This window comes from Nitrincola nitratireducens (genome assembly GCF_000585235.1).
GTDB classification, from domain to species: domain Bacteria; phylum Pseudomonadota; class Gammaproteobacteria; order Pseudomonadales; family Balneatricaceae; genus Nitrincola; species Nitrincola alkalisediminis.
Map to the genome: position 1 here is coordinate 178047 of NZ_AONB01000005.1, position 21442 is coordinate 199488.

A 21442-nucleotide genomic window follows, 5' to 3' on the forward strand; every position below is an offset into this window, starting at 1 on the left:
CATACCTCTAATAAAGGCTGATTCGTGCTATTTATCAAAATTTTTACTAAAAACACCATCAGATAGCATTCAAGAGATAAAGATTTTCACATTCGATATTAAAAGTTAAGCTATATGACATATTCATTTATTTAGTTATTGCCAAATGTTTATAGTAATGATAAAAAGTTAGCATTTAAATCATTAGCTTGAATCATTACCTTGCGATGAGGAACATGGCGCAATCGATTTTTGAAAAAAATGATTCTAATTTTGCTTTTTTAAGTGAGTATGATCCGCTTTTTCTTCAGCTGGCGCAGACTGCCGAGCGTGCCTTTAGTGCTGACCCGAATACAACCTTAATCAAACTGCGTCAATTTGCCGAAGCAATTGCACAAGAAGTTGCTGCTCGATCTGGCGTGGCCTTTGATGAGCAAACCACACAGGCTGATTTACTTTACAAGCTAAACCGCGAGCTGGGCTTTGATCCCAGTGTGCGCGAGCTGTTTCATATTCTGCGCATTGAAGGTAACAAAGCTACCCACCAATTTAAAACCCAGCACAAAGAGGCCTTAGATGGTCTTAAGGTCGCTCGGGCGTTAGCGATATGGTTCCATCAAGCTTTCGGTAAGGCTGGTACGCAGTTTAACCCCGGGCCTTTTATTGCACCAGCAGACCCCAGCAGCCAGCTGCGGCAACTACAGCAGGATATTGAAAAGCTAAAAGCCGAATTAAACCAGGCGAATGTGCAGTTAGATAGTAACCAACAGCTGCATGACTTGATCGCAAAAGAAAAAGCTGAATATGAAGCCTTGGCTCTGGCAATGGATGAAGAGGCCAAACACCTAGCGCAACAAGCTGCATTGCATGAAGCAGCCCTAAAGCAACAGAAGCAAGACTATGAAGCTAAAATACAGCTGCTACAACAGCAAATCGCATCACAAGCAGCAGAAGTGCTTAGCAAGCAGCAAAGTACCGCAAAGCAAAGAACTCAAGCTGCCAGCCGACATATTACACTTAATGAAGAGCTTACCCGCATTCTCATTGATCAGCAGTTAAAAGACGCTGGCTGGGAAGCAGATACGCAGGAGTTGACATACCAAAAAGGCTGCCGGCCAGAGAAAGGCAATAATAAGGCTATTGCAGAGTGGCCAACCAAATTAAACGGTGAAGGCGGTCGGGCAGACTATGCACTTTTCTGCGGGTTAACTCCAATAGCGGTAGTTGAAGCAAAAAAGGAAAACGTTAATGTCGCCGGTAAAATAGACCAGGCGGAGCGCTACAGCCGTGGTTTTAATCTGGAGTCATCGCTAACAGGTGCTTGGCAGCTGGCTGGATTAAATGAGGCATGGCCGGATAGTCATGATGATCATTATAAAGTGCCCTTTGTCTATTCCTGTAATGGACGGCCTTACGTGCCACAACTTGCTGAACAATCGGGTACCTGGTTTCGTGATGTTCGTGAGCCGAGTAATTTAAAACGAGCTTTACCTGGATTTCACACGCCGGATGGTTTGCTTGACCTGCTAAAACGCAGCAAGGTAGAGGCAGAGAAACAACTTAAGCAAGAGCCCTTCGGCTATTTAAAAGTACGGCCCTACCAGCAAAAAGCCATTGAAGCGGTAGAAGCGGCACTTGCCGAAAATCGCCGTACCGCGCTGCTGGCTATGGCCACTGGTACTGGCAAAACACGAACAATTATCGGTTTGATGTATCGTTTTTTAAAAGCCGAACGTTTTAAGCGAATTTTGTTTTTGGTTGACCGAACAGCGCTGGGACAACAAGCTTTAGATGCTTTTAAGGAGGCACCACTTGAGCAAAACCACACGCTCTCCAAGATTTATAATATTGCCGAGCTTGGCGATATGGCAGCAGAAGCCGAAACACGCATTCAGGTAGCGACAGTACAGGCGATGGTAAAACGCATTTTTATGAGCGATAACCCGCCGTCGCTGGATCAGTTCGACTGCATTATTGTCGATGAAGCGCACCGCGGTTATACCCTGGATCAGGAGATGACTGAAGGTGAGCTGGCCACCCGTGATACCAGCCAGTATTTATCTAGTTACCGGCGGGTGTTGGATTATTTCGATGCCTTTAAAGTGGCACTTACGGCGACACCGGCCAAGCATACCAGCGAAATTTTTGGCAAACCCGTATACACCTATTCGTACCGCGAAGCAGTCGCCGATGACTGGTTAATAGATCACGAGCCTCCGATCCGTTACCTCACCTTACTGAATGAGAAGGGAATTCATTTTGATAAGGGCTGCGAGGTCAATGCTATTAATACAGATACTGGAGAAATTGAGACATCTGAGCTCGAAGATGAGCTAAGTTTTGATGTTGATTCTTTCAACAGGCAGGTAATAAACGAAAACTTTAACCGAGTTATTTGCGAACAATTAGTGGAAGAGCTTGACCCTTTTGGTGATGAGAAAACGATAGTTTTCTGTGCTCCATCAAAAAATGGTTTACATAGTGATATGGTTAAACGGCTCCTCGATCAGGAATTCGAAAAGCTATATAACGAAGACTATAACCAATCCGCTGTAGAGGTCATCAAAGGCGATTCAGACAAGGTTGAACAAAAAATTCGGCAGTTTAAGAATGAGCGTTATCCGAACATCGCTATAACTGTAGATTTACTTGCAACGGGTATTGATGTGCCTAAAGTATGTAATTTGGTTTTTTTCCGCCGAGTAAAATCGCGCATTTTGTACGAGCAAATGATAGGACGCGCCACCCGCCGTTGTGATGACATCGGCAAAACCGTATTCCGTATTTACGACCCGGTGGATATTTACGCCGCGCTGCAAGATGTGAACACCATGAAGCCGCTGGTGAAAGATCCTAACATTACGCTAGAGCAGTTGGTTGGCGAACTAACTTCACCCGAGAAGCTGCAACTAGCATTGGCTAGCCCAGGTGAGCAGCAGGGAGAAAGCCATGCCGATGTAGTGCTTAGCCAGTTAAGCCAAAAAGTGATGCGTGTACTTCGAAAAGCCGAAAATAAAGCTGAAAGCAAACCCACGCTAAAGCAAAAGCTTACCGAGCTACAAGATCTGTGGGGCGTCGAGCCAAAGAGCCTGCATACTCATTTAAAACAAATGGGACCTGCTCAAGCTGCCAAATTTATTCAGCAGCACAGTGGGTTAGTAAAGCAACTTGACGAAGTGAAGCATTTAGTTGGCACTGTATATCAGCCAATCTTATCCAATCATCATGATGAAATTAGAGAACGTCAGCAAAATTACGGTAATTACGACAAGCCTGAAGACTACCTGCAAAGCTTTAACCAGTTTATTAAAGCCCAGCTTAACCAATCCGCAGCGCTTGCAGTGGTGGTGAATAAACCGCGCGATCTCACTCGCAAGCAATTGAAAGAAGTGAAGCTATTGCTTGATGGCGCAGGGTATTCAGAAGTGAAATTGCAAAGCGCGGTGCGCAACCAAACCAATCAGGACATTGCCGCCAGCATTATTGGCCATATTCGCCGTGCGGCGCTGGGCGAGCCCTTACTGGCGTTTGAACAGCGCGTAGCCCAAGCCATGCAGCGCTTGTATCAGGAGCACAATTTTAACCCCAACCAGCGTAAGTGGTTAGAACGTTTAGCCAAACAGCTGGTACACGAAGTGGTGGTAGACCGTGAGTTCGTCAACAACTGTTTTGCCAACGACGGCGGGGCTAAGCGGCTTAATGCGGTATTAGGTAATCAACTGGATAACGTTCTTTCAGAACTTGGCGAAACCTTGTGGCAGGCTAGTTAGTGCGGTCTGTTGTAGTACTAATAGCAAGCACACCACGCGAAGAGTTTCTCAAAACGATCTCACTGCCTAGTATTGCTGCGCAAACGCACCAACCCGCAGCGGTAGTGTTGGTTGCAGACCAACGCCCAATCTGTCTTAGTGACCGACAACGCTTGCAAACGCTATTGGGTAACATACCGTTAGTTTGTTTGCAAAATGCTTATTTGCCGGGGGCAGCCGGTAGTTGGAATACGGGTATCGACTATATCGCCACTCACTTTGCCAAAGTCTACATCGCTATTTTGGATGATGATGACAACTGGGAGCCTACGCATTTATCCTTATGTCTGGCGCATAGCGAAAATGGTGAGGCAGACATTGTGTTATCTGGCATTCATGTAGTTAAGGCCGGTATTATTGTGGCCACCAATATTCCTGCGAGCCTCTGCGTTGATGATTTTCTGGTGGGGAACCCTGGCTGGCAAGGCTCCAATACCTTTATATCTGGCGAACTTGCTGCTGCCGTTGGCGGTTTTACTAACGGCTTAGCAAGTTGTAATGACCGGGATTTCGCAATTCGAGTATTAGAACTCAGGCCTCAAGTCACTTATACGAGCAGAGCTACTGTGAGTTGGCAAATTAATCACAGCAGCGATGCGTTATCCGCGGTTCGTTCACCACAAAAACTTTTAGGTGTAAGCCAGTTTTATCATAAACATCGACATCGTATGTCGGAAATTCAAAAGGAAATGTTCTTCAATCGAATTGAGCGCCTGTTCCTCTGGAGCAAAGCTGAGATTGAAGATGAAGTCAGGAGTTTTCATGTTGCACACAGTTCTATCGGCCAGAACGGTCAATGTCATTCTAACCCGGCGCAATCTAAAGACTATTCAAACTGCCTCGACTAAATATCGAAGTGCGCCGGTTCTTATCGCAGTTTGCCACCGCGACCAAGTTGAGTTTCTTAACCGCGCACTTGAAAGTATAGAGCGCCAATCTTTGTTTGTTCAGGGGGGAGTACAAGTGGTTGTGCTCGACGACAGTTCTGAGCATGAGCAATTTAATCAGCTTAAATGTGTTGCTGACAAGCCATATGTAACCATACTTACTGCTCACTGTGGTAATGCTACCCAAGCCAGAAACACCATTTTAGATTGGGCTGATGCGCAGCCGGCGATTAAATGGGTCGCGCGTTTAGATGCAGATGATGAGCTTTTTGAACAAGATAGCCTAAGAAACCTGATTAACGTAGCGGAAAGACATGGAAAAAAAGCTGCTATAGGGGGAAATGCACTGAGGCTCCAAGGGCGTTTGCTAGAGCATATTAATCACCCACAACCCATATGGAGTACGTCACCTACATCACTTATCCAATTTATTGACAGATTTTCCAGTGGCCAAAGTGAACATGAATTGCCATCATGTAATTTAGTTCTATCTAATCGCTCAGGAATTCGCTACCCAAATGTTAAAAGTGCAGAAGATCATTGGCTTGTAGCAAGCCTACTGCTACTTGAACCCAAGCACGTAGCAATCGACCCTGTCGGGGTGTACAGCATTTATTCGCTTAGTGGCCAAACAACGCATCAGAATAAAGTCTCATCGGTTTGGCAAAGCTCACGAGCAAAACTTGCTTCAGTGGCACGGTCTATTTTCGAGGTACAGCAACATGCCGACCAATTATTGGGGTTTGGTATGGAAGGCGTTGTTTACCGTCAAGGCCAACAAACAATTAAACTATTTCATCCCTGGGGGCTATCTGATCACGATGCGAATAGGCTTCAGCAGTGGTGTAATGGCAGTATTGAGATATTGCCCACAGGAAACTTTGTAAAAAAATCTGACCGTTGGTACTTCTATTCAGATAGTGTGGCTTATCAACCGATTTCTGGTTTATTAAGCCAGGCTATGATGAAGCGGTTTCTAATCGTTTGCTATCAAAAAGAGGTAGCGCCGCTAAATATTAAACGCACGAATTTGATGATCCACCCCAACGGTGACTTACATTACATCGATATTGGCAAGGACATCGTCAAACTGACGGCGAGTTGTTTTTTAGACCTAAGTGCTCGCCTGTATGCAATTGGTTCATTGAATTACAGTGATTATGAGCTGATTCGGCGACAATCAGCATCAAGCCAAGAGTTAGAATTGCAGCAGCTTGAAGGTTTTACCGAGTTTTATGCCGAACTGATCTGTGATTTGCACCCAACAATGCAGATTTTGGATTTTCAAAAGCCGCAGGCTGTCGTTGAATCGTCGACAACCTTACTTATCAAAGCCTGTGCTCAGGATGCGGATAACCTTTCGGAGCAGGTTATACATATCGTCAGTCAGCTGGAATACCCTCGTCGATTTGCTGCGAAGATATTATTAATAGACCCTTATGCTGGGCCATTTTTACGCCAATACGCTCAACCAAATCTGCAATCGGTTCTGACACAAGCTGATGGTTTGCTTCAGATGAAGATTATTGATGCTGTGCTTATCGTGCCTACGGACTGCCATTCAATCATCAAAACTTATCAAAAGTGGTTTGGTAATACAGATGTTATGCACACCCATACCAAAACTAATGCGCCGTTATTTCCTCAGTTATGGGGTTTTGACCAGCTTAAAACGCGCTATGTGTTGCAGTGTGATTGCGATGTGTTGATTGGTCGGAAAGACTGGCAGCACGACTATCTGGGTGACATGCTCCGCGAGCTTGAAAAGCCAGCTGTGCAAAGTGTCGGGTTTAACATTCCGAAAAGTGGACTGCAATTTCTCGATTATTTCGGCGAGCCGGGTCAATTCGCGCCAGAAGTCCGCTTGGGATTACTAGACTTGCACAAATTTAACGCCAGGTTGCCGCTGTTAAATCCTGTAGAGCAAGGCCAGTTTTGCTTAACCTGGCATCGTGCTATGCAACAAGATGAAAGAAAAAGTGGTCAATATCGCGCAGTGCGTGGTGGCGACCCCAGAACCTTTTATGTCCATCCCAATAATGTCGATAAACCTGCCTTGGCAGATGGCCGCATAAAAGATTTGATAGCGCAAGGGATTGTGCCAGACGCACAACAAGAAGCATTTGATTTAGTCGTTGATTCCCAGTGGCAATACCCACCACGAACTGAAGAAGTCATATTTTTACTCAAGGGCCGTAATACGCCACATACAAAATTGCAGCGCTGCATTGACTCGCTAAAAGCACAAAACGATCAGCAATTTGGTGTGATCTTGATTGATGATGCGAGCGAGGTAACTCATGCAACGGGCTATGCACAAATGCTTGCCTGTTTTGATAGTCTGACCTTAATTCGTAACAGCCAACACCAAGGTCGGATACCAAATTTTATCACTGCAATCAACATCATCTGCCAGGAACCGGCGAGTTTGCTGGTGATCCTTGATCAAGATGATGCATTAATGCACCCCTATGTAGTGAGCAACTTGAAGCAAGCGCTAAGGCAAGGGCATGATTTGATCCAAATGCCGATGTATCGACCAAATAAACCAATCAAAACTTACCGTCCCAGCTATCAAGACTGCCGCTCAAAACATGGCGCTAATGTGTGGGCGCATCTGCGAGCTTTTACTAAACAATGTTTTAATACCATCCCACAGCGTTACTTTCAGCGTGATAACGGTCAATGGTTTGACAGCGTGACCGATTACGCCACTATGTTGCCGTTGTCAGAGGTGGCACAAAATCCGGTGTTTTTAGATGGGCCTTATGCCTACTGGCATGAACGGTCAGACTACTCACCCGCCTATAAAGACTGTCAGCAGCAGTTGCTTAGCGAAATTTTTGCAAAACCAGCACTTGCTACACATAAAGCAGTTGCTGCGCTTGAGCAAGCTGGAAACGAATGAGATCCATGTAAGCAGAATGGTGTTGGTCAAATAACCACCAGTTTGCGGTGTTAGGTTGCTTCCGATCCAGCATAAACAAATGGTCCAACCGGGAGAGTTCTTCCGCTGTAGTATGAGCAAGTGCTGAACACCAGTCATAACAATCCACCGTTGTTAAGTGCGCAATCATATCCGAAGCCAGTGGTTTGGGTAATTCCGGTAGTTGATGCAGTTGTTTAACCGGGCACACTTCATAGGTGTCGCCCGCGTGGGGCATAGCCGGTAATGGCAAAGTAAATTCGGGCCAATCCAGATAAGGCAACAACTTCAAAATCAGCCGCCGTTCACCCAGCCAATTGTGAAAATGGCTGGGAACTACCTGCCGCGGCGGTAAATCTGCAGGTCGAGACAATGTTGGCAGCAAGTTCATATTGCATACCCGAAGATCAAGCCCAGCTGAAACGCCGCTGCTCACAACAACCAATCCCAATGAAGGCCAGCAGCCTAACTGTCGTTCCATAGATTCAGCATGCACTTGAAAACAGTTTTGCCAGTTTAAGGCATTGAGCGGTCCAACCACCTGAATCTTCTTGGTAAGTCCTTTTGATGCGAGATTACACACCAACATATCAATGGGTACAGTTGTTTGGGACAAGTTAAAGCCAATCGTCAACCTTGCCGCTGGCGCAGCGGCGACAGGTCTGTTGCCATTACCTAAAACGCACCAATCAGCGATTTTCATGTCGGCGCTGTGTCTTGTGTAAGCGCCACTTCTGGTAAATGGCTGCCCATGTCGGTGAAGTGCTTTGAGTTAGTAATGGTTTTCGAAGTTTTTCAGGGACATAATGACCATCTTTAAATCTGCCGCACAACTGACAATTTCTATTTAACAGATCTCTCATGTGATCCTTTGCATCAGGTAACGTTAAGCGTCCGCTTCCGGCTTGTGTAACGCGATCAATACCGCCGGCAACTGCGCATGGATAGTACCCCAGAGGGGTCAGTCCAATCCCGCAGCTATGCATAATGTCACAGCCATTACCAAAGTTTGTGAAACGATAGAGCACACTATCAACGGGGGCTTCATTAAATGGGCCAAAATTGGGTTGGACATTACCGGTTTTACTGGAGTTTTCCACCTCAATACTGGCAGGTAATTGCTTTAGAATCGCACTGACTTTTGGCCCGAAGCCGTTGCTAACCAGTTGCAGTTGATCGACAAGCTGCAGCTGTTTCAGGCTAAGCAAGCAATGCATAATACTCATAAACTCGGGGTGTAACGTCGGTTCGCCACCCAGTACCCGAATACGTCGCCAGTGTTTACCTGTTGCAATAGTGTCTTTGACAAATTTTTCAATATCGGCCAGCGCCAAGTGCATGGCAGCAGGGGCCTGCGCAGAAGAACGATTGCAATTATGACAGCGCAAATTGCACTGGTAAGTGATATCAATTTCAATCAAATCAATCGACGGTTGGTATTGAAACCCGAGCAATTTAGTCGTGAAGCGTTGCACGCGAAGCCAACGCCACAGAGCTTTAAGCTTAAATTGAAACCGAATCAAACTAACAAAGCGACGCGGGTAGTCTTTGGGGTAATAAAAGCCGCCCAGTTTTTTCCTCAAAATAAACACCATAAATCCCATGAATTGCAAAAGAGTCTGACAACGTTAGCTTGTAGAATATCCACGCCGAAAACAGCAATTTTTCATTATAATTCAGATACTCTATGCGTTAACATAGTGGTTTTAGAAATTAAGTACGGATGCATATTAAGTGAACAATAACGACATCGTCCAAAAACTCTGGAACCTGTGTGACGTACTGCGTGACGACGGCATTAACTACAGCGATTATGTGACCGAGTTGGTGTTGCTTCTGTTTATCAAAATGGTGCATGAAAACACCGAAGCTGGCACCTTAAAAAAACACCCACTGCCTGAGGGCTGCCGCTGGACCGATTTAAACGGCAAGTCGGGCATTAACCTGCTAAACGACTATAAACGCATTTTATTAAGCTTGTCGACCGGCAAAGACGCGCTGGGCAACCAGGTGCATGAAGACCCGTTAATCAGCGCTATCTATGCAGATGCGCAAACCCGCTTGCGTGAGCCACGCCATTTAGAGCAGATGATTAAAACACTGGATCAAATCGACTGGTTTAGCGCCGCCAAAGACGGCCTGGGCGATTTATACGAAGCTTGCTGGAGAAAAACGCCGGTGAAACCAAATCGGGCGCTGGCCAGTACTTTACGCCAAGGGCGTTAATTAACAGTATGGTGCGCTGCATTAAGCCCAAAGCGGGCGAGGTAGTGCAAGATCCTGCCGCGGGGACAGCTGGCTTTTTAATTGCCGCAGATGCCTATATTAAACAGCATACCGATGACTTATATGATCTAACGGCGACTGAGCAAAGCTTTCAGCGCAATAACGCCTTTGTAGGTATTGAATTAGTACCCGGCACTCGCCGCTTAGCGCTAATGAACTGCTTATTACACGGCATGGAGGGTGACGCTGAGGGCGTGGTGCATTTGGGTAATGCACTGGGTGATAGCGGTAAAAGCCTGGCCCGTGCCGATATTATTTTAGCTAACCCGCCGTTTGGCACCAGCAAAGGCGGCGAGGCCAGTAATACCCGTGACGATTTAACCTATAAAACCAGCAATAAGCAGCTGGCGTTTTTGCAGCATATTTACCGCAATCTTAAACCCGGCGGCCGTGCGGCTGTGGTACTGCCCGATAACGTACTGTTTGAAGCCGGTGTCGGCACTGACGTGCGCCGAGATTTAATGCACAAGTGCAACCTGCACACCATCTTGCGCCTGCCTACCGGTATCTTCTATGCACAGGGCGTTAAAACCAATGTGCTGTTTTTTACCAAAGGCAGTGCTAAAGATAAGCACCAGCAGGAAAACTGTACTGAAAATGTTTGGGTATACGACCTACGCACTAATATGCCCAGCTTTGGTAAACGTACTCCTTTTGGCGAGCAGCATTTAACGCCGTTTGAGCAAGTGTATGACTCACAGGGAAGTGCTAATGTCGCGGGAGGCAGGATGCTGGGAGCGACTGGTGATGACTTTTCACGGATATTGGCCCGCCGTCAAGAGGGCGAATATAGCTTTAACGCCGAGCAAGTAGAAGTGGCCGAAACCGATGAAAACCAGGGTGTTGATAGTAAATTAGCCCATAGCCGCTGGCGCAAGTTTAGCCGCGGCTGGATACGCGAGCATAAAGCCGACTCGCTGGATATTAGCTGGCTAAAAGACAAAGATAGTGTTGATGCGGCGAATTTGCCAGAGCCAGATGTGCTGGCGCGGGAGGCGAAGGATGAGCTGGAACTGGCGCTTAGTGAGCTGGATGGGTTGCTTCAAGCGCTTGAAGGGGCGGTGTGATGAGTGAAATTCGTCTACCTTCTGAATGGCTAACAACAAATTTGGAGATGATTGGGGAAGTTGTCACAGGTAAGACCCCAAGCAAGAAAAACTCAGAATATTTTGGTGGAGCTATACCGTTTATAAAACCGGGTGACGTTAACGATCAGGGAAATATCGAATTCACTGATGAGCACTTAACCGAGCTTGGTGCGGCTACAGTACCTACTATCCCCAAAGGCTCAATTGTCGTCACGTGTATTGGTAATTTAGGACGTTGTGCTATTACTACAGAACGTTCTGCAACAAACCAACAAATCAATAGCGTGCTTCCATTTAGTAATGTTGATCTTAAGTTCATTTATTACCAAATGCGAACGCTGAAGGAATGGATGGTATCAGAGTCGTCTGCGACGACTGTTACTATAATAAACAAATCAAAATTCTCACAAGCGCCGTTGGTGCTTCCCCCATTAGCCGAACAAAAAGTTATCGCCGAAAAACTCGACACCCTGCTGGCACAGGTCGACAACACCAAAAACCGCCTCGAGCGCATCCCCGAGATCCTAAAACGTTTCCGCAAATCCGTCCTCGCCGCTGCGGTAAGTGGTAAGTTGACGGAGGAGTGGCGGGGTACTAATGATTATGAAACTAGAGGCTCAAAGCTCCTACCAATCAAGTGGGACGTTGCAGCAGCCAAGGATGTATGTGTTAAGGTTCAAAGCGGCTCAACACCGCGTGATAACCCCTTTGATCAGGATGGTTCTATTCCATTCTTGAAGGTATACAACATTGTTAATCAGAAAGTTGATTTTGATTACAAGCCTCAGTTTGTAACAGATAACGTCCACAAAACGGCATTGAAACGCTCAGCAGCAATGCCTAATGATATTTTGATGAATATTGTCGGGCCACCACTTGGCAAAGTAGCAGTGCTAACAGATCAGTACCCTGAGTGGAATTTGAACCAAGCTATAACTCTTTTCCGAGTAGATCCTAGCAAACTAAATCATTTATTTTTGTATCACGTATTGTGTGAAGGTGAGTTGGTTAGAGAGGTTATGCCAGATACTAAAGGAAGTGTTGGCCAAGTTAATATTTCACTTTCTCAGTGTAGAGATGCTTTACTGCCCGTACCGTCGTTGGAAGAACAAACCGAAATCGTCCGTCGGGTGGAGGAGCTGTTTGCCTTTGCCGACCGCATTGAACAAGCCGCCCAGGCAGCGCTTAGCCGGGTAAATAACCTGACTCAATCCATCCTCGCCAAAGCTTTTCGCGGTGAACTCACAGCCGATTGGCGTGCGGCTAACCCTGAGCTGATTAGCGGCGAGCATAGCGCTGAGGCGTTGCTGGCGCGGATAAAGTCTGAGCGGGCGAAGCTTAAGCCGAAGAAAGCAGCTAAGTAAAATAAAAATCTACAAGGATGTGAAATGAAACTGATTAACGAAAAATACCGCGCATTACAGCCAACACTTGAGTATCTTTCTGACGAAGTAGTCATCGCTCAGGCTTGGAAAAAGACGCACGCTTACGTCAGATCATTTAACTGGTATGCCGATACTTTAGCACTTGATGTTTCTGCCTTAACAATTGAAGGAAATGCCGGTTATTGAATATTATCAAACTGGTTTTCAAACTCAGCGAACCGCAAAGAATCAACATGCTGACCAAATATTAGCAACTAATAGTTAAGGTGGTTCGTATGATTACCGTGACTTAATTACGAAGCACCAGCTGGCACAAAGCATGAGCCGTAAAGGCAACTGCTGGGACAATGCGGTGGCTCCACTCATTAAAGGTTGTAGCGCTTCAGGATGGCCCAATTATGGATCGGGAAACCATGCGCCAACACGTTTTTGAGTATATTGAAGTTGATTACAACAAGACCAGATGGCCTAATACTCAAGGCTATCTCAGCCCAGAGAGTTTTGAATTGAAAAACAGTGCTTAGTGAAGTGTCTGTTGCTGGTACAGATCCCCCCCAAATACTCACAAATATGCCCGGCTGTGATGGCATTTTAGGATGCTACTGGGGTTTAGATTAGGCTGGAAGGCTTAGTTTTACAAGGTGCTGAAACAGAATGGAATCATTTGGTAGGATGATGGTGGGCCCAGCAGGACTTGAACCTGCGACCGATCGATTATGAGTCGAGCGCTCTAACCAACTGAGCTATGGGCCCTAAAAACGAGCGCTAATGATACAGATTTCGTATCATTAGCGCAAGATGATGATTGTAAAAGTTTTAATCGTCTAAAAAGCTGCGCAGATGATCAGAGCGGCTTGGGTGTCGCAGTTTGCGCAATGCCTTGGCTTCGATCTGACGAATCCGCTCACGCGTAACGTCAAACTGTTTGCCGACCTCTTCAAGTGTATGGTCGGTGTTCATATCGATACCAAAGCGCATTCTGAGAACTTTGGCTTCACGTGCCGTAAGTCCAGAAAGAACGCTGCGTGTCGCTTCACGTAAGCCTTCGCCTGTTGCAGTATCAACGGGTGATGACATGGTCACGTCTTCAATGAAGTCACCTAGGCTTGAATCTTCATCATCACCAATCGGAGTTTCCATGGAGATAGGTTCTTTGGCTATTTTCAGTACCTTGCGAACCTTGTCTTCAGGCATTTCCATTTTTTCAGCCAGTTCTTCCGGGGTGGGTTCACGTCCCATTTCTTGAAGCATTTGGCGAGAAATACGATTGAGCTTGTTGATTGTTTCAATCATATGAACCGGTATACGGATGGTGCGTGCCTGATCCGCAATAGAGCGTGTAATCGCTTGGCGTATCCACCAGGTTGCATAGGTTGAAAACTTGTAACCACGGCGGTATTCAAATTTGTCCACCGCTTTCATCAAGCCAATGTTGCCTTCTTGAATAAGGTCTAAGAATTGCAAGCCGCGGTTGGTGTATTTCTTGGCAATCGAAATAACCAAACGCAGGTTGGCTTCGACCATTTCCTTTTTGGCGCGACGAGCGCGGGCCTCACCAATCGATAGGCTGCGGTTTACTTCTTTGATTTCAGCAAGAGTGATGCCTGTATCCGTCTCGATTTGAATCAGTTTGCGTTGTGCGCGTTTCAAATCAGCTAAGTTGGCATGGATGTTCTTCGCAAAGCTTGTGTTGCCTGATGCAACTTGATCCAGCCATTCAGGGTCGGTTTCTTTGCCTGGGAAGCCTTGAATAAAGTCTTTACGTGGCATGCCACAACGCTGAGTACAAATACGCATAATGGTGCGTTCTTGTGTACGGATTTTTTCAATGGTGTTGCGAACGCGATCGGCCAATAGCTCGTAAAATCTAGGTGAAAGCTTAAGCGGTGAAAAGGCAGCACACAGTTCTTCCATCGCTTGTAACGTGCGAGGATCGTACTTGCCGAAACTATTAAAGGCGGCGCGATAGTTGTCAAGCGACTCTTGAATTAAGCCAAAGCGTTGCTTGGCTTCTTCTGGGTCTGGGCCACGATCTTTTTCGTCATCGCTGGCGTCAGAGCCCTCGCCATCTTCATCCTCGTCATCGTCAGTTGCTACGTCATCATCATCGACTTCAATTTCGTCGAGTTCAACTTCTGTATCGGGGACAAATGAATCTGGATCAATGTAGCCGCTGAAGATGTCGCTGAGACGACCTTCTTCTCTTAAGGTGCCATTGTAGGCTTCTAAAATCTCGTCGACACTGCCTGGGAAGTGTGCAAAGGCGGTCATGACTTCACGGATGCCTTCTTCAATGCGCTTGGCGATTTCGATTTCGCCTTCACGGGTCAGAAGTTCAACCGTGCCCATTTCACGCATATACATGCGCACTGGGTCAGTGGTTCTGCCTGCGTCTGATTCTACCGCTGCTAATGCGGCAACCGCCTCTTCATCGGCTTCTTCCGCGGAGTCACCTTCCGTCATAAGGAGTGTTTCAGCATCAGGCGCTTCTTCAGACACGGAAATACCCATGTCATTGATCATGCGAATGATATCTTCAACCTGATCCGGATCTGCGATATCTTCCGGAAGATGATCGTTGACTTCGGCGTAAGTCAGGTAACCCTGCTCTTTGCCTCTGGCAATAAGTTCCTTCAGTCGAGACTGCTGTTGGGAAGTGTCTGACATAGAGCCCCTGCGATGAATACTGATGTGAGTAAAGTGTAGAAAACGAAGCGCGACATTATAGCGGAATTTAGCCTTGCTGAATAGTGAGTCACATTTTTTAACCTATAAATACGTGTTAAAAATAGTCGATAAATCCAAAATTGCAAATGCAGTCTTAGGTTTTTTTGTGGGCCTCTAGCAGAAGTTCTTGAAGTCTCGCTTTTTCTTCTTGCGTTAATGGTGTCTGTTTTGATTTTTTCAAGAGCTGGTCAAGTCTTCTTTCTTGGCTGCGTTTCATGAGTTGCTGAAATGCACCTTGCAGTTCCATAAGAGCGTTCGCTTCAGCCGGAATGGGGTCTATGTTGGCAATTTCGTTTAATAACATTAGGTAGGGACTGTGTTGGGCGGAATGTTGCCAGTCGACTAGAAGTGTTCCGAGCGAGTTGTGCTCATCCTTTTTGAGATAGTTGATGAGTTCAATGAGTAAATCGATATTATTGTCTTGGATATTGCCTAGGTCATCGGGGTGACGGATCGATTGAGCTAGATCTGGGCGGTGCAGTAGGATTGAAATCACTTTGTTGATTAGATTGAGGCGCAAACGTGGTGCTTGTGTTGCGCGTTTGGGTTGAAATGTGTTTCTTGGCTCGTGTGTGTCTGAGTAATCTGGGTAATCAGGATAGTTTACATAGGGCTCTGAGTCGTAGGTATCAAAAGTTGGCTCAGCTAAGGTGTCTTTTTTCTCATGAGTAGGGTGTGACGCTTGGTGTAAATTAACCACGCTGCTTAATTGTGTTTGAGAAAGTCCTGTCAGTTCTGTGATGCGTTCAAGCATCATCTGCTTCAGTAAACCTGTTTTCATGCTTTGAATTTTAGGCAGTGCAGAATTGGCAAACTTTGCCCGTTCATCAAGACTTTCCAGCTGAGCGTCTTCTGTTTGGCTTTTGAAGAAAAATTCAGACAGTGTTAGAGATTGGCTGATTCGCTGTTCAAAGGCTTCTTGTCCTTCTTTGCGAATTAAACTATCCGGGTCTTCACCTTCTGGTAAAAATAAAAACTTAACGGTCTGGCCATCTTGTATTGTCGGTAAAGCGATATCGAGTGCTCTTTGTGCGGCTGTTCTGCCTGCTTTGTCACCGTCAAAGCAGAAAATGAGTTCAGAAACGACCTTGAAAAGTCGATTTAAGTGTTGCTCGGTTGTTGCTGTTCCAAGTGTCGCAACAGCCCAAGTGATGCCATGTTGGGCGAGTCCAACAACATCCATATAGCCTTCAACAATCATGATTTTTGACAGTTGGCGAGTGGCTTGTCTTGCTTCATAAAGGCCGTAGAGTTCTCGGCTTTTATGGAAAGTGTCGGTTTCGGATGAGTTGAGGTACTTGGGTTTTTCATCACCTAAAACACGCCCACCAAAGGCAATGACTCGGCCTCTGACGTCGCGAATTGGAAACATGATGCGGTCACGAAAGCGGTCATAAAAGCGATTTTTTTCTTCGTTATGGACAACCAGTCCAGCGCTTTGCAGTTGCGCTTGAGGGTTGGGGAGGTTTTTGAAGTGTTTAAGTAGGTTGTCCCATCCTGATGGAGAAAAGCCAATTTGGAAATGCTGGATAGTTTTGTCCGAAAGGCCGCGCTTTTGAAGATACTTAATGGCTTTTTGGCGCTCGGGTGATGAGGCGAGTTGTTGTTGATAAAAAGCTGTCGCTTGCTCGAGTATATTGAGTTGCTCTTTTACTTTGTGCTCTTTAGCGCTATTGTGCGCAGGGTTTTCGTCTCTAGGAACATCTAAGCCGGCCATTTTAGCAAGCTCTGCTACAGCATCAGGAAAGGGCAGGTTCTCGTATTCCATCAAGAAGCCTAACGCATTGCCGCCAGCGCCGCAGCCAAAACAGTAGTAGAACTGTTTATCAGGACTGACTGTAAAGGATGGAGAGTTTTCTTTATGGAAAGGGCAGAGGCCGGAAAAGTTTTTGCCGCTACGCTTAAGTTTGACGCGACTTTCAATCACATCAACAATATTTACACGAGCCAGCAGATCGTCAATAAAGTATTGCGGTATTTTGCCTGCCATGTGTTCTCCGCTGAGATACCCAGCGAAAAATGCTGGTTAGAGTCTTGCTTTTACCTTGGCAGAAACAGCGCTTATGTCAGCTCGGCCTTGAACAAGTGGCTTAATAATTGCCATCACCTTGCCCATGTCTTGCATCGAGCTTGCACCGCTTGTCTGCATTGCGTTTTCAATTATATCGTCTATTTCCACATCACTGAGAGGCTGCGGCAGGAAAGTTTTAATCACCTCCAGCTCCTGCTGCTCCTTGTCCGCCAGTTCAGGCGCTCAGCCGCCTGATACTGGGCAATCGAATCCTTACGCTGCTTCATCATTTTATCGAGAGTCGCGAGGACGCGGGCATCATCAAGTTCAATGCGTTCATCAACCTCTATGCGGTTGATGTCTGCTAACATCAGGCGTATGGTATTCAAGCGAATTTTGTCTTTCGCTCGCATAGCGACTTTCATCTGTTCTGTTATCTGTTTTTTCAGATCAGACATCTGACTACCTGTTGTTTAAGTTGACTTAATGGCTTGCGTTAACGATTACAAGTCTTGGTTTTAACGCGTGTTGTAATACAAAATTGGGTATCTATGAGCTTGTTTCTGTACGGCAATTAGTACATGCGTACGCGACGTGACGTGTCACGAGATACTTTTTTAGCGTGACGCTTAACAGCCGCTGCTGCTTTACGCTTGCGAACAGTGGTTGGTTTTTCGTAATGTTCACGACGACGCACTTCAGCCAAAACACCGGCTTTTTCACAAGAACGCTTGAAACGACGTAAAGCAACATCAAATGGCTCGTTATCTTTAACTTTTACAGCTGGCATGAAAATATCCTAACTTGTTTAATAAAATAAGGGCTTGAATGCCCCTGATATCTCGATTTCGATCCCTTTTGCAAGGCGAAAGACATCAAGGTGCAAAATTTTACTGGGAGCGGAAGGTTAAGTAAAGTGAAAACTCACTATTCATCTGTGATGAAATGCAGACTTAACTCCGTCATAATAGCGTTTTTTGGCAGCTTAATCGTTGCAGTGTGTATCAGTGGGTAGAGGGCGAGTTATTCCATGCGAGTTTTAGGTATTGAAACCTCTTGTGACGAAACGGGTGTTGCGATTTTTGACAGTGAAAAAGGTCTGCTTGCCGATGCGCTGTACAGCCAAGTTGCTATGCATTCTGAGTATGGTGGCGTTGTACCTGAATTAGCGTCTCGCGATCATGTTCGAAAGTTGTTGCCGTTGATTCGAGAGGTGCTTGCTGAAGCACAGTTAAGCTTGCAGGACTTGGATGGCGTTGCGTTTACAGCAGGGCCTGGCTTAATTGGAGCCTTAATGGTCGGTGCGTCGACAGGGCGCGCATTAGCGATGGGGCTTGGAATTCCTGCTATTGCGGTGCATCACATGGAAGGTCATCTTTTAGCGCCTATGCTAGAGGAAAACCCACCGTCCTTTCCATTTGTGGCATTACTGGTGTCAGGGGGGCATACCCAACTCGTTAAAGTTGAGGGCATTGGCGAGTATGAGTTACTGGGCGAGTCCCTAGACGATGCCGCCGGAGAGGCGTTTGATAAAGCCGCAAAAATGCTCGGACTTGATTATCCGGGTGGGCCATTGATCGCTCGCTTGGCTGAAAAAGGTGATCGTTCGCGTTTTCGCTTTCCGCGGCCAATGACGGATCGTCCAGGGTTGGAGTTTAGTTTCTCGGGTTTAAAAACCTTTACGCTGAACACGGCGAATTCGCATCGTGATGATCAAGGTCAAATTGATGAGCAAACGATGGCGGATATCGCGGCAGCCTTTGAAGATGCGGTGGTTGATACGCTTGCAATAAAATGCCGTCGTGCCCTCCAGCAAACAGGCTTAAAGCAGCTTATTATTGCAGGGGGGGTCAGTGCTAATCGCCACTTGCGCTTAAAATTAGAGGCGGCTGTGAAGAAAGAGGGCGCTGAGCTGTATTATGCCCGCGCTAAGTTTTGCACCGATAATGGGGCAATGATAGCGTATGCTGGGTGTCAACGCTTGTTGGCAGGGCAGATGAGTGATTTAACTATTTTGGCGAAGCCCCGTTGGCCTATGGAAACGCTCGAACCCCTTTCCCAGGAGTCCTAAAGTCGTCGCTCAGTACCTTTAAGGAGGTTCATTATATTGCTTCGGTGGCGCGCTATGAGCAAGAGACTGATGAGTAAAAGTGCACTAAGGGCGTCAGGGTAGAGAAAGTAAGCGGATATCGGTGTGGCCAGTGTCATGGTAATAGAGGCCAGTGATGCGATTCTAAAGAGGCTGGCCATCGTTAACCAAACCAGTATTTGCACTAGGGCGATGGGCCAGCTTAGGACTAGGGTGCAGCCGATGAAGGTTGCGATTCCTTTTCCGCCACGATAAGCCCCCAAAAGAGGGAATACGTGTCCTAAGATCGCTGCCAGTCCACACAAGCCTGCAACACTTGTTGAGAGGTCAAAAAGTAACGCTAAATAGACAGCGAGAACCCCTTTGCTGATGTCTCCCAATAGTGTGAGGCTGGCGGCAATGCGGTTACCAATTCTTAGCACATTGCTTGCGCCTGGATTGCCTGAGCCTTGTTGACGAGGATCGGGTATCCCCATAGAGTTGCAAACCAGCAGTGCGGTTGGGATAGACCCCAGTAAGTAGGCAAAGCTAATGAGCGCAGGTTCCAGTAAACTAGTGGTTAACATGGTGGCTCGCCAATGTTCAGGAGTAAGTAAGTGGATATAGTGTACATTCGTGAGTTACAGGTTGAAACGATTATTGGTATCTATGATTGGGAAAGAGAGGTGCGCCAAATTGTTTCTCTCGATCTTGAAATGGGAACGGATATCCGAGCAGCGGCCAATACCGAAGACATAGAAAACACGCTCAATTACAAAAGTGTTTCGGATAGGCTGATTGCATTTGTCGGTGAGAGTCAGTTTCTACTGGTCGAAACCATGGCAGAGGAAATTGCAGCGTTGATTATGCAAGAGTTCAATGTTCCTTGGCTAAGGTTGCGTGTGGGTAAACCCGGAGCCGTGCCTCAAGCGAGTGATGTTGGAGTGATCATCGAAAGAGGGGTTAAAAGCTGATGGCGTTGGTTTATCTGAGCCTAGGAAGCAATGTGGATCGTGAACGTTACATCCTTGCTGCACTGGATGCATTAGCGGATCAATTTGGTGAGCTGGGCATTTCATCCGTGTATGAAAGCGAGTCGGTCGGTTTTAAAGGCAGCCCTTTTTTTAATCTTGTCGTCAAAATTGAAACCTCAATGAGTGTGGGCGACTTGTCGCGTTGGCTAAAAATGATTGAAGACCAAAACGGTCGTAAAAGGGGAGGTCCCCGTTTTTGCTCGCGCACGTTGGATATTGATATTCTGACCTATGATGACTGTGTTGGTGAGGTCGATGGTATACAGTTGCCGAGAGATGAGGTGGATAAAAATGCCTTTGTACTTTGGCCATTGGCGGAGTTAGCACCTGATGAACAACATCCTGTTCGTCAATTGCCTTATGCATTTTTATGGCAAAATTATACAGCGAACCAGCCGCTTTGGCGTGTTGATTTTTCTTGGAGAGGTCGACAAATTTCATCTTCATCCATCGCAGGCGATACAGCCGTCGATGCTAAGGCGACGGTAAGTTAGTTAATGGTCATGCAATCTGGGAATCAAGAAGCGCGTGTTTGGCAATGGATAGATGAAGTTGTAATCGGTTTAAATCTCTGTCCGTTTGCCGCTTATCCAAGACGTAAGAACCAGATTCGTGTTTGTATTAGCGAAGTGACTGAGGAAGCGGATGTCTTAACCTTGTTAGTGGATGAGTTGATTCGTTTGGATGAAACGCCCGTTGAGCAGCTTGAGACCACTGTGTTGGCGTTTCCAAATATGTGGCCAGATTTTTTGGATTACAATGATTTTCTCTGGCAAACCGAACGTCTGTTAACCAAGTGTGATCGAGACGGTGTGTATCAAATCGCCAGTTTTCATCCAGGGTATCAGTTTTCGGGTACGACGAGTGATGATGTGGGTAATTTGACGAATCGCTCTCCCTATCCAATCTTGCATTTGATCAGGGAAGACTCGGTTGAAATTGCATTGGAAAAACATCCCAATCCTGATGCCATTCCGTTTACGAATATTGCGCGTATGCGATCCTTGTCGATTGAGGAAAGAAAGCGACTGTTTCCTTGGTTGTTTAAATCGTAAATGGACGAGCTGGTTACGCGGCTGGTTATTTGAAAAAGCGCAATATCTTCTCTTTGTCCCATAGCGTATCACGGTAACCCAGTGTAATCAGTGACTCCGTAAACCTTGGCGTGAAGAGCAAGTAACTGGCGATCCCTGCACCGCCGCCTTTGCGAGAGGCGCCGACAGCTTTCAGTGCAAACTTGAG

At 46.4% G+C, this 21442-nt stretch carries 17 protein-coding genes, 1 tRNA gene and 2 pseudogenes; 12 read left to right on the top strand and 8 right to left on the bottom strand.

Annotation, left to right across the window (positions count from 1 at the left end; genetic code table 11):
* Positions 1-215: 215 nt before the first annotated feature.
* Genes hsdR through D791_RS07005 form a run of 3 tightly spaced genes read left to right on the top strand, consistent with a single transcriptional unit; the run spans position 216 to position 7583 of the window.
* The gene (hsdR, locus tag D791_RS06995; protein ID WP_036509567.1) at positions 216-3749 is read left to right on the top strand and encodes a type I restriction-modification system endonuclease; all 3534 of its coding nucleotides are present in this window, start codon (positions 216-218) and stop codon (positions 3747-3749) included.
* Positions 3749-4636, top strand: a complete 888-nt coding sequence (locus D791_RS07000; protein ID WP_081763770.1) for a glycosyltransferase — start codon at positions 3749-3751, stop codon at positions 4634-4636. The genes hsdR and D791_RS07000 overlap by 1 nt, the downstream gene beginning before the upstream one ends.
* Complete coding sequence (locus D791_RS07005) at positions 4551-7583, top strand: glycosyltransferase family 2 protein (protein ID WP_162149938.1); 3033 nt, start codon at positions 4551-4553, stop codon at positions 7581-7583. Before D791_RS07000 ends, D791_RS07005 begins: the two co-directional genes overlap by 86 nt.
* Here D791_RS07005 and D791_RS07010 read toward each other — a convergent pair.
* Entirely contained in the window at positions 7537-8304 is a 768-nt protein-coding gene (locus tag D791_RS07010) for a hypothetical protein (RefSeq protein ID WP_036509570.1), read from the bottom strand. The two genes, D791_RS07005 and D791_RS07010, sit on opposite strands and share 47 nt — an antisense overlap.
* The gene (locus D791_RS07015; protein WP_202806827.1) at positions 8291-9184 is read right to left on the bottom strand and encodes a radical SAM protein; all 894 of its coding nucleotides are present in this window, start codon (positions 9182-9184) and stop codon (positions 8291-8293) included. Before D791_RS07015 ends, D791_RS07010 begins: the two co-directional genes overlap by 14 nt.
* 151 nt (positions 9185-9335) lie before the next feature.
* Here D791_RS07015 and D791_RS21380 point away from each other — a divergent pair, with 151 nt between their 5' ends.
* The 5 genes and pseudogenes from D791_RS21380 to D791_RS19575 all read left to right on the top strand — a co-directional run.
* Positions 9336-9827, top strand: coding sequence for a type I restriction-modification system subunit M N-terminal domain-containing protein (locus tag D791_RS21380; RefSeq protein WP_272944812.1), 492 nt, complete (start codon positions 9336-9338; stop codon positions 9825-9827).
* On the top strand, positions 9761-10954 hold the full coding sequence (locus D791_RS07020) for an HsdM family class I SAM-dependent methyltransferase (RefSeq protein ID WP_272944813.1): 1194 nt from the start codon (positions 9761-9763) through the stop codon (positions 10952-10954). The genes D791_RS21380 and D791_RS07020 overlap by 67 nt, the downstream gene beginning before the upstream one ends.
* Entirely contained in the window at positions 10954-12339 is a 1386-nt protein-coding gene (locus D791_RS07025) for a restriction endonuclease subunit S (protein ID WP_036509575.1), read from the top strand. Before D791_RS07020 ends, D791_RS07025 begins: the two co-directional genes overlap by 1 nt.
* A 24-nt stretch (positions 12340-12363) precedes the next feature.
* Positions 12364-12546: a hypothetical protein gene (locus tag D791_RS07030; protein ID WP_036509594.1), complete on the top strand. Its 183-nt coding sequence runs from the start codon at positions 12364-12366 to the stop codon at positions 12544-12546.
* An 85-nt stretch (positions 12547-12631) separates the two neighbouring features.
* A pseudogene (locus D791_RS19575) lies at positions 12632-12884 on the top strand (IS3 family transposase); the annotation flags it as partial.
* A gap of 152 nt (positions 12885-13036) precedes the next feature.
* Here D791_RS19575 and D791_RS07035 read toward each other — a convergent pair.
* From D791_RS07035 to rpsU, 5 genes and pseudogenes are all read right to left on the bottom strand, one after another.
* Positions 13037-13113, bottom strand: a tRNA-Ile gene (locus D791_RS07035).
* A 63-nt stretch (positions 13114-13176) separates the two neighbouring features.
* Positions 13177-15027, bottom strand: coding sequence for an RNA polymerase sigma factor RpoD (gene rpoD, locus D791_RS07040; RefSeq protein ID WP_036509596.1), 1851 nt, complete (start codon positions 15025-15027; stop codon positions 13177-13179).
* Positions 15028-15181: 154 nt separating this feature from the next.
* Complete coding sequence (gene dnaG, locus D791_RS07045) at positions 15182-17077, bottom strand: DNA primase (RefSeq protein ID WP_036509598.1); 1896 nt, start codon at positions 17075-17077, stop codon at positions 15182-15184.
* A gap of 36 nt (positions 17078-17113) precedes the next feature.
* Positions 17114-17556, bottom strand: a pseudogene (locus D791_RS07050) (GatB/YqeY domain-containing protein).
* 116 nt (positions 17557-17672) lie between these two features.
* Positions 17673-17888: a 30S ribosomal protein S21 gene (rpsU, locus tag D791_RS07055; protein WP_036509600.1), complete on the bottom strand. Its 216-nt coding sequence runs from the start codon at positions 17886-17888 to the stop codon at positions 17673-17675.
* Between the two features lie 240 nt (positions 17889-18128).
* Between rpsU and tsaD the strand changes: the two genes are divergently transcribed.
* Positions 18129-19169 carry a tRNA (adenosine(37)-N6)-threonylcarbamoyltransferase complex transferase subunit TsaD gene (tsaD, locus tag D791_RS07060; protein WP_036509603.1) on the top strand — a complete coding sequence of 347 codons (1041 nt, stop codon included), beginning with the start codon at positions 18129-18131 and terminating at the stop codon, positions 19167-19169.
* Here tsaD and plsY read toward each other — a convergent pair.
* The gene (plsY, locus tag D791_RS07065) at positions 19166-19753 is read right to left on the bottom strand and encodes a glycerol-3-phosphate 1-O-acyltransferase PlsY (protein ID WP_036509606.1); all 588 of its coding nucleotides are present in this window, start codon (positions 19751-19753) and stop codon (positions 19166-19168) included. The two genes, tsaD and plsY, sit on opposite strands and share 4 nt — an antisense overlap.
* 30 nt (positions 19754-19783) lie before the next feature.
* On the opposite strand from plsY, the gene folB reads away from it, so the two are divergent.
* From folB to D791_RS07080, 3 genes are read left to right on the top strand one after another with little or no spacing between them, the layout of a single operon-like run.
* On the top strand, positions 19784-20140 hold the full coding sequence (gene folB / locus D791_RS07070) for a dihydroneopterin aldolase (RefSeq protein ID WP_036509608.1): 357 nt from the start codon (positions 19784-19786) through the stop codon (positions 20138-20140).
* Positions 20140-20694, top strand: coding sequence for a 2-amino-4-hydroxy-6-hydroxymethyldihydropteridine diphosphokinase (gene folK / locus D791_RS07075; protein ID WP_051514317.1), 555 nt, complete (start codon positions 20140-20142; stop codon positions 20692-20694). The genes folB and folK overlap by 1 nt, the downstream gene beginning before the upstream one ends.
* A 3-nt stretch (positions 20695-20697) precedes the next feature.
* Positions 20698-21255, top strand: a complete 558-nt coding sequence (locus tag D791_RS07080; protein ID WP_089503611.1) for a DUF1415 domain-containing protein — start codon at positions 20698-20700, stop codon at positions 21253-21255.
* The last annotated feature ends 187 nt before the right edge of the window (positions 21256-21442 follow it).

Excerpts from the sequence above, each read along its gene's own strand:
- hsdR (WP_036509567.1), top strand. The coding sequence starts at position 216 with ATGGCGCAATCGATTTTTGAAAAAAATGATTCTAATTTTGCTTTTTTA.
- D791_RS07005 (WP_162149938.1), top strand. The coding sequence starts at position 4,551 with ATGTTGCACACAGTTCTATCGGCCAGAACGGTCAATGTCATTCTAACC.
- D791_RS07010 (WP_036509570.1), bottom strand. The coding sequence starts at position 8,304 with ATGAAAATCGCTGATTGGTGCGTTTTAGGTAATGGCAACAGACCTGTC.
- D791_RS07025 (WP_036509575.1), top strand. The coding sequence starts at position 10,954 with ATGAGTGAAATTCGTCTACCTTCTGAATGGCTAACAACAAATTTGGAG.
- D791_RS07030 (WP_036509594.1), top strand. The coding sequence starts at position 12,364 with ATGAAACTGATTAACGAAAAATACCGCGCATTACAGCCAACACTTGAG.
- rpoD (WP_036509596.1), bottom strand. The coding sequence starts at position 15,027 with ATGTCAGACACTTCCCAACAGCAGTCTCGACTGAAGGAACTTATTGCC.
- dnaG (WP_036509598.1), bottom strand. The coding sequence starts at position 17,077 with ATGGCAGGCAAAATACCGCAATACTTTATTGACGATCTGCTGGCTCGT.
- rpsU (WP_036509600.1), bottom strand. The coding sequence starts at position 17,888 with ATGCCAGCTGTAAAAGTTAAAGATAACGAGCCATTTGATGTTGCTTTA.
- tsaD (WP_036509603.1), top strand. The coding sequence starts at position 18,129 with ATGCGAGTTTTAGGTATTGAAACCTCTTGTGACGAAACGGGTGTTGCG.
- plsY (WP_036509606.1), bottom strand. The coding sequence starts at position 19,753 with ATGTTAACCACTAGTTTACTGGAACCTGCGCTCATTAGCTTTGCCTAC.
- folK (WP_051514317.1), top strand. The coding sequence starts at position 20,140 with ATGGCGTTGGTTTATCTGAGCCTAGGAAGCAATGTGGATCGTGAACGT.
- D791_RS07080 (WP_089503611.1), top strand. The coding sequence starts at position 20,698 with ATGGTCATGCAATCTGGGAATCAAGAAGCGCGTGTTTGGCAATGGATA.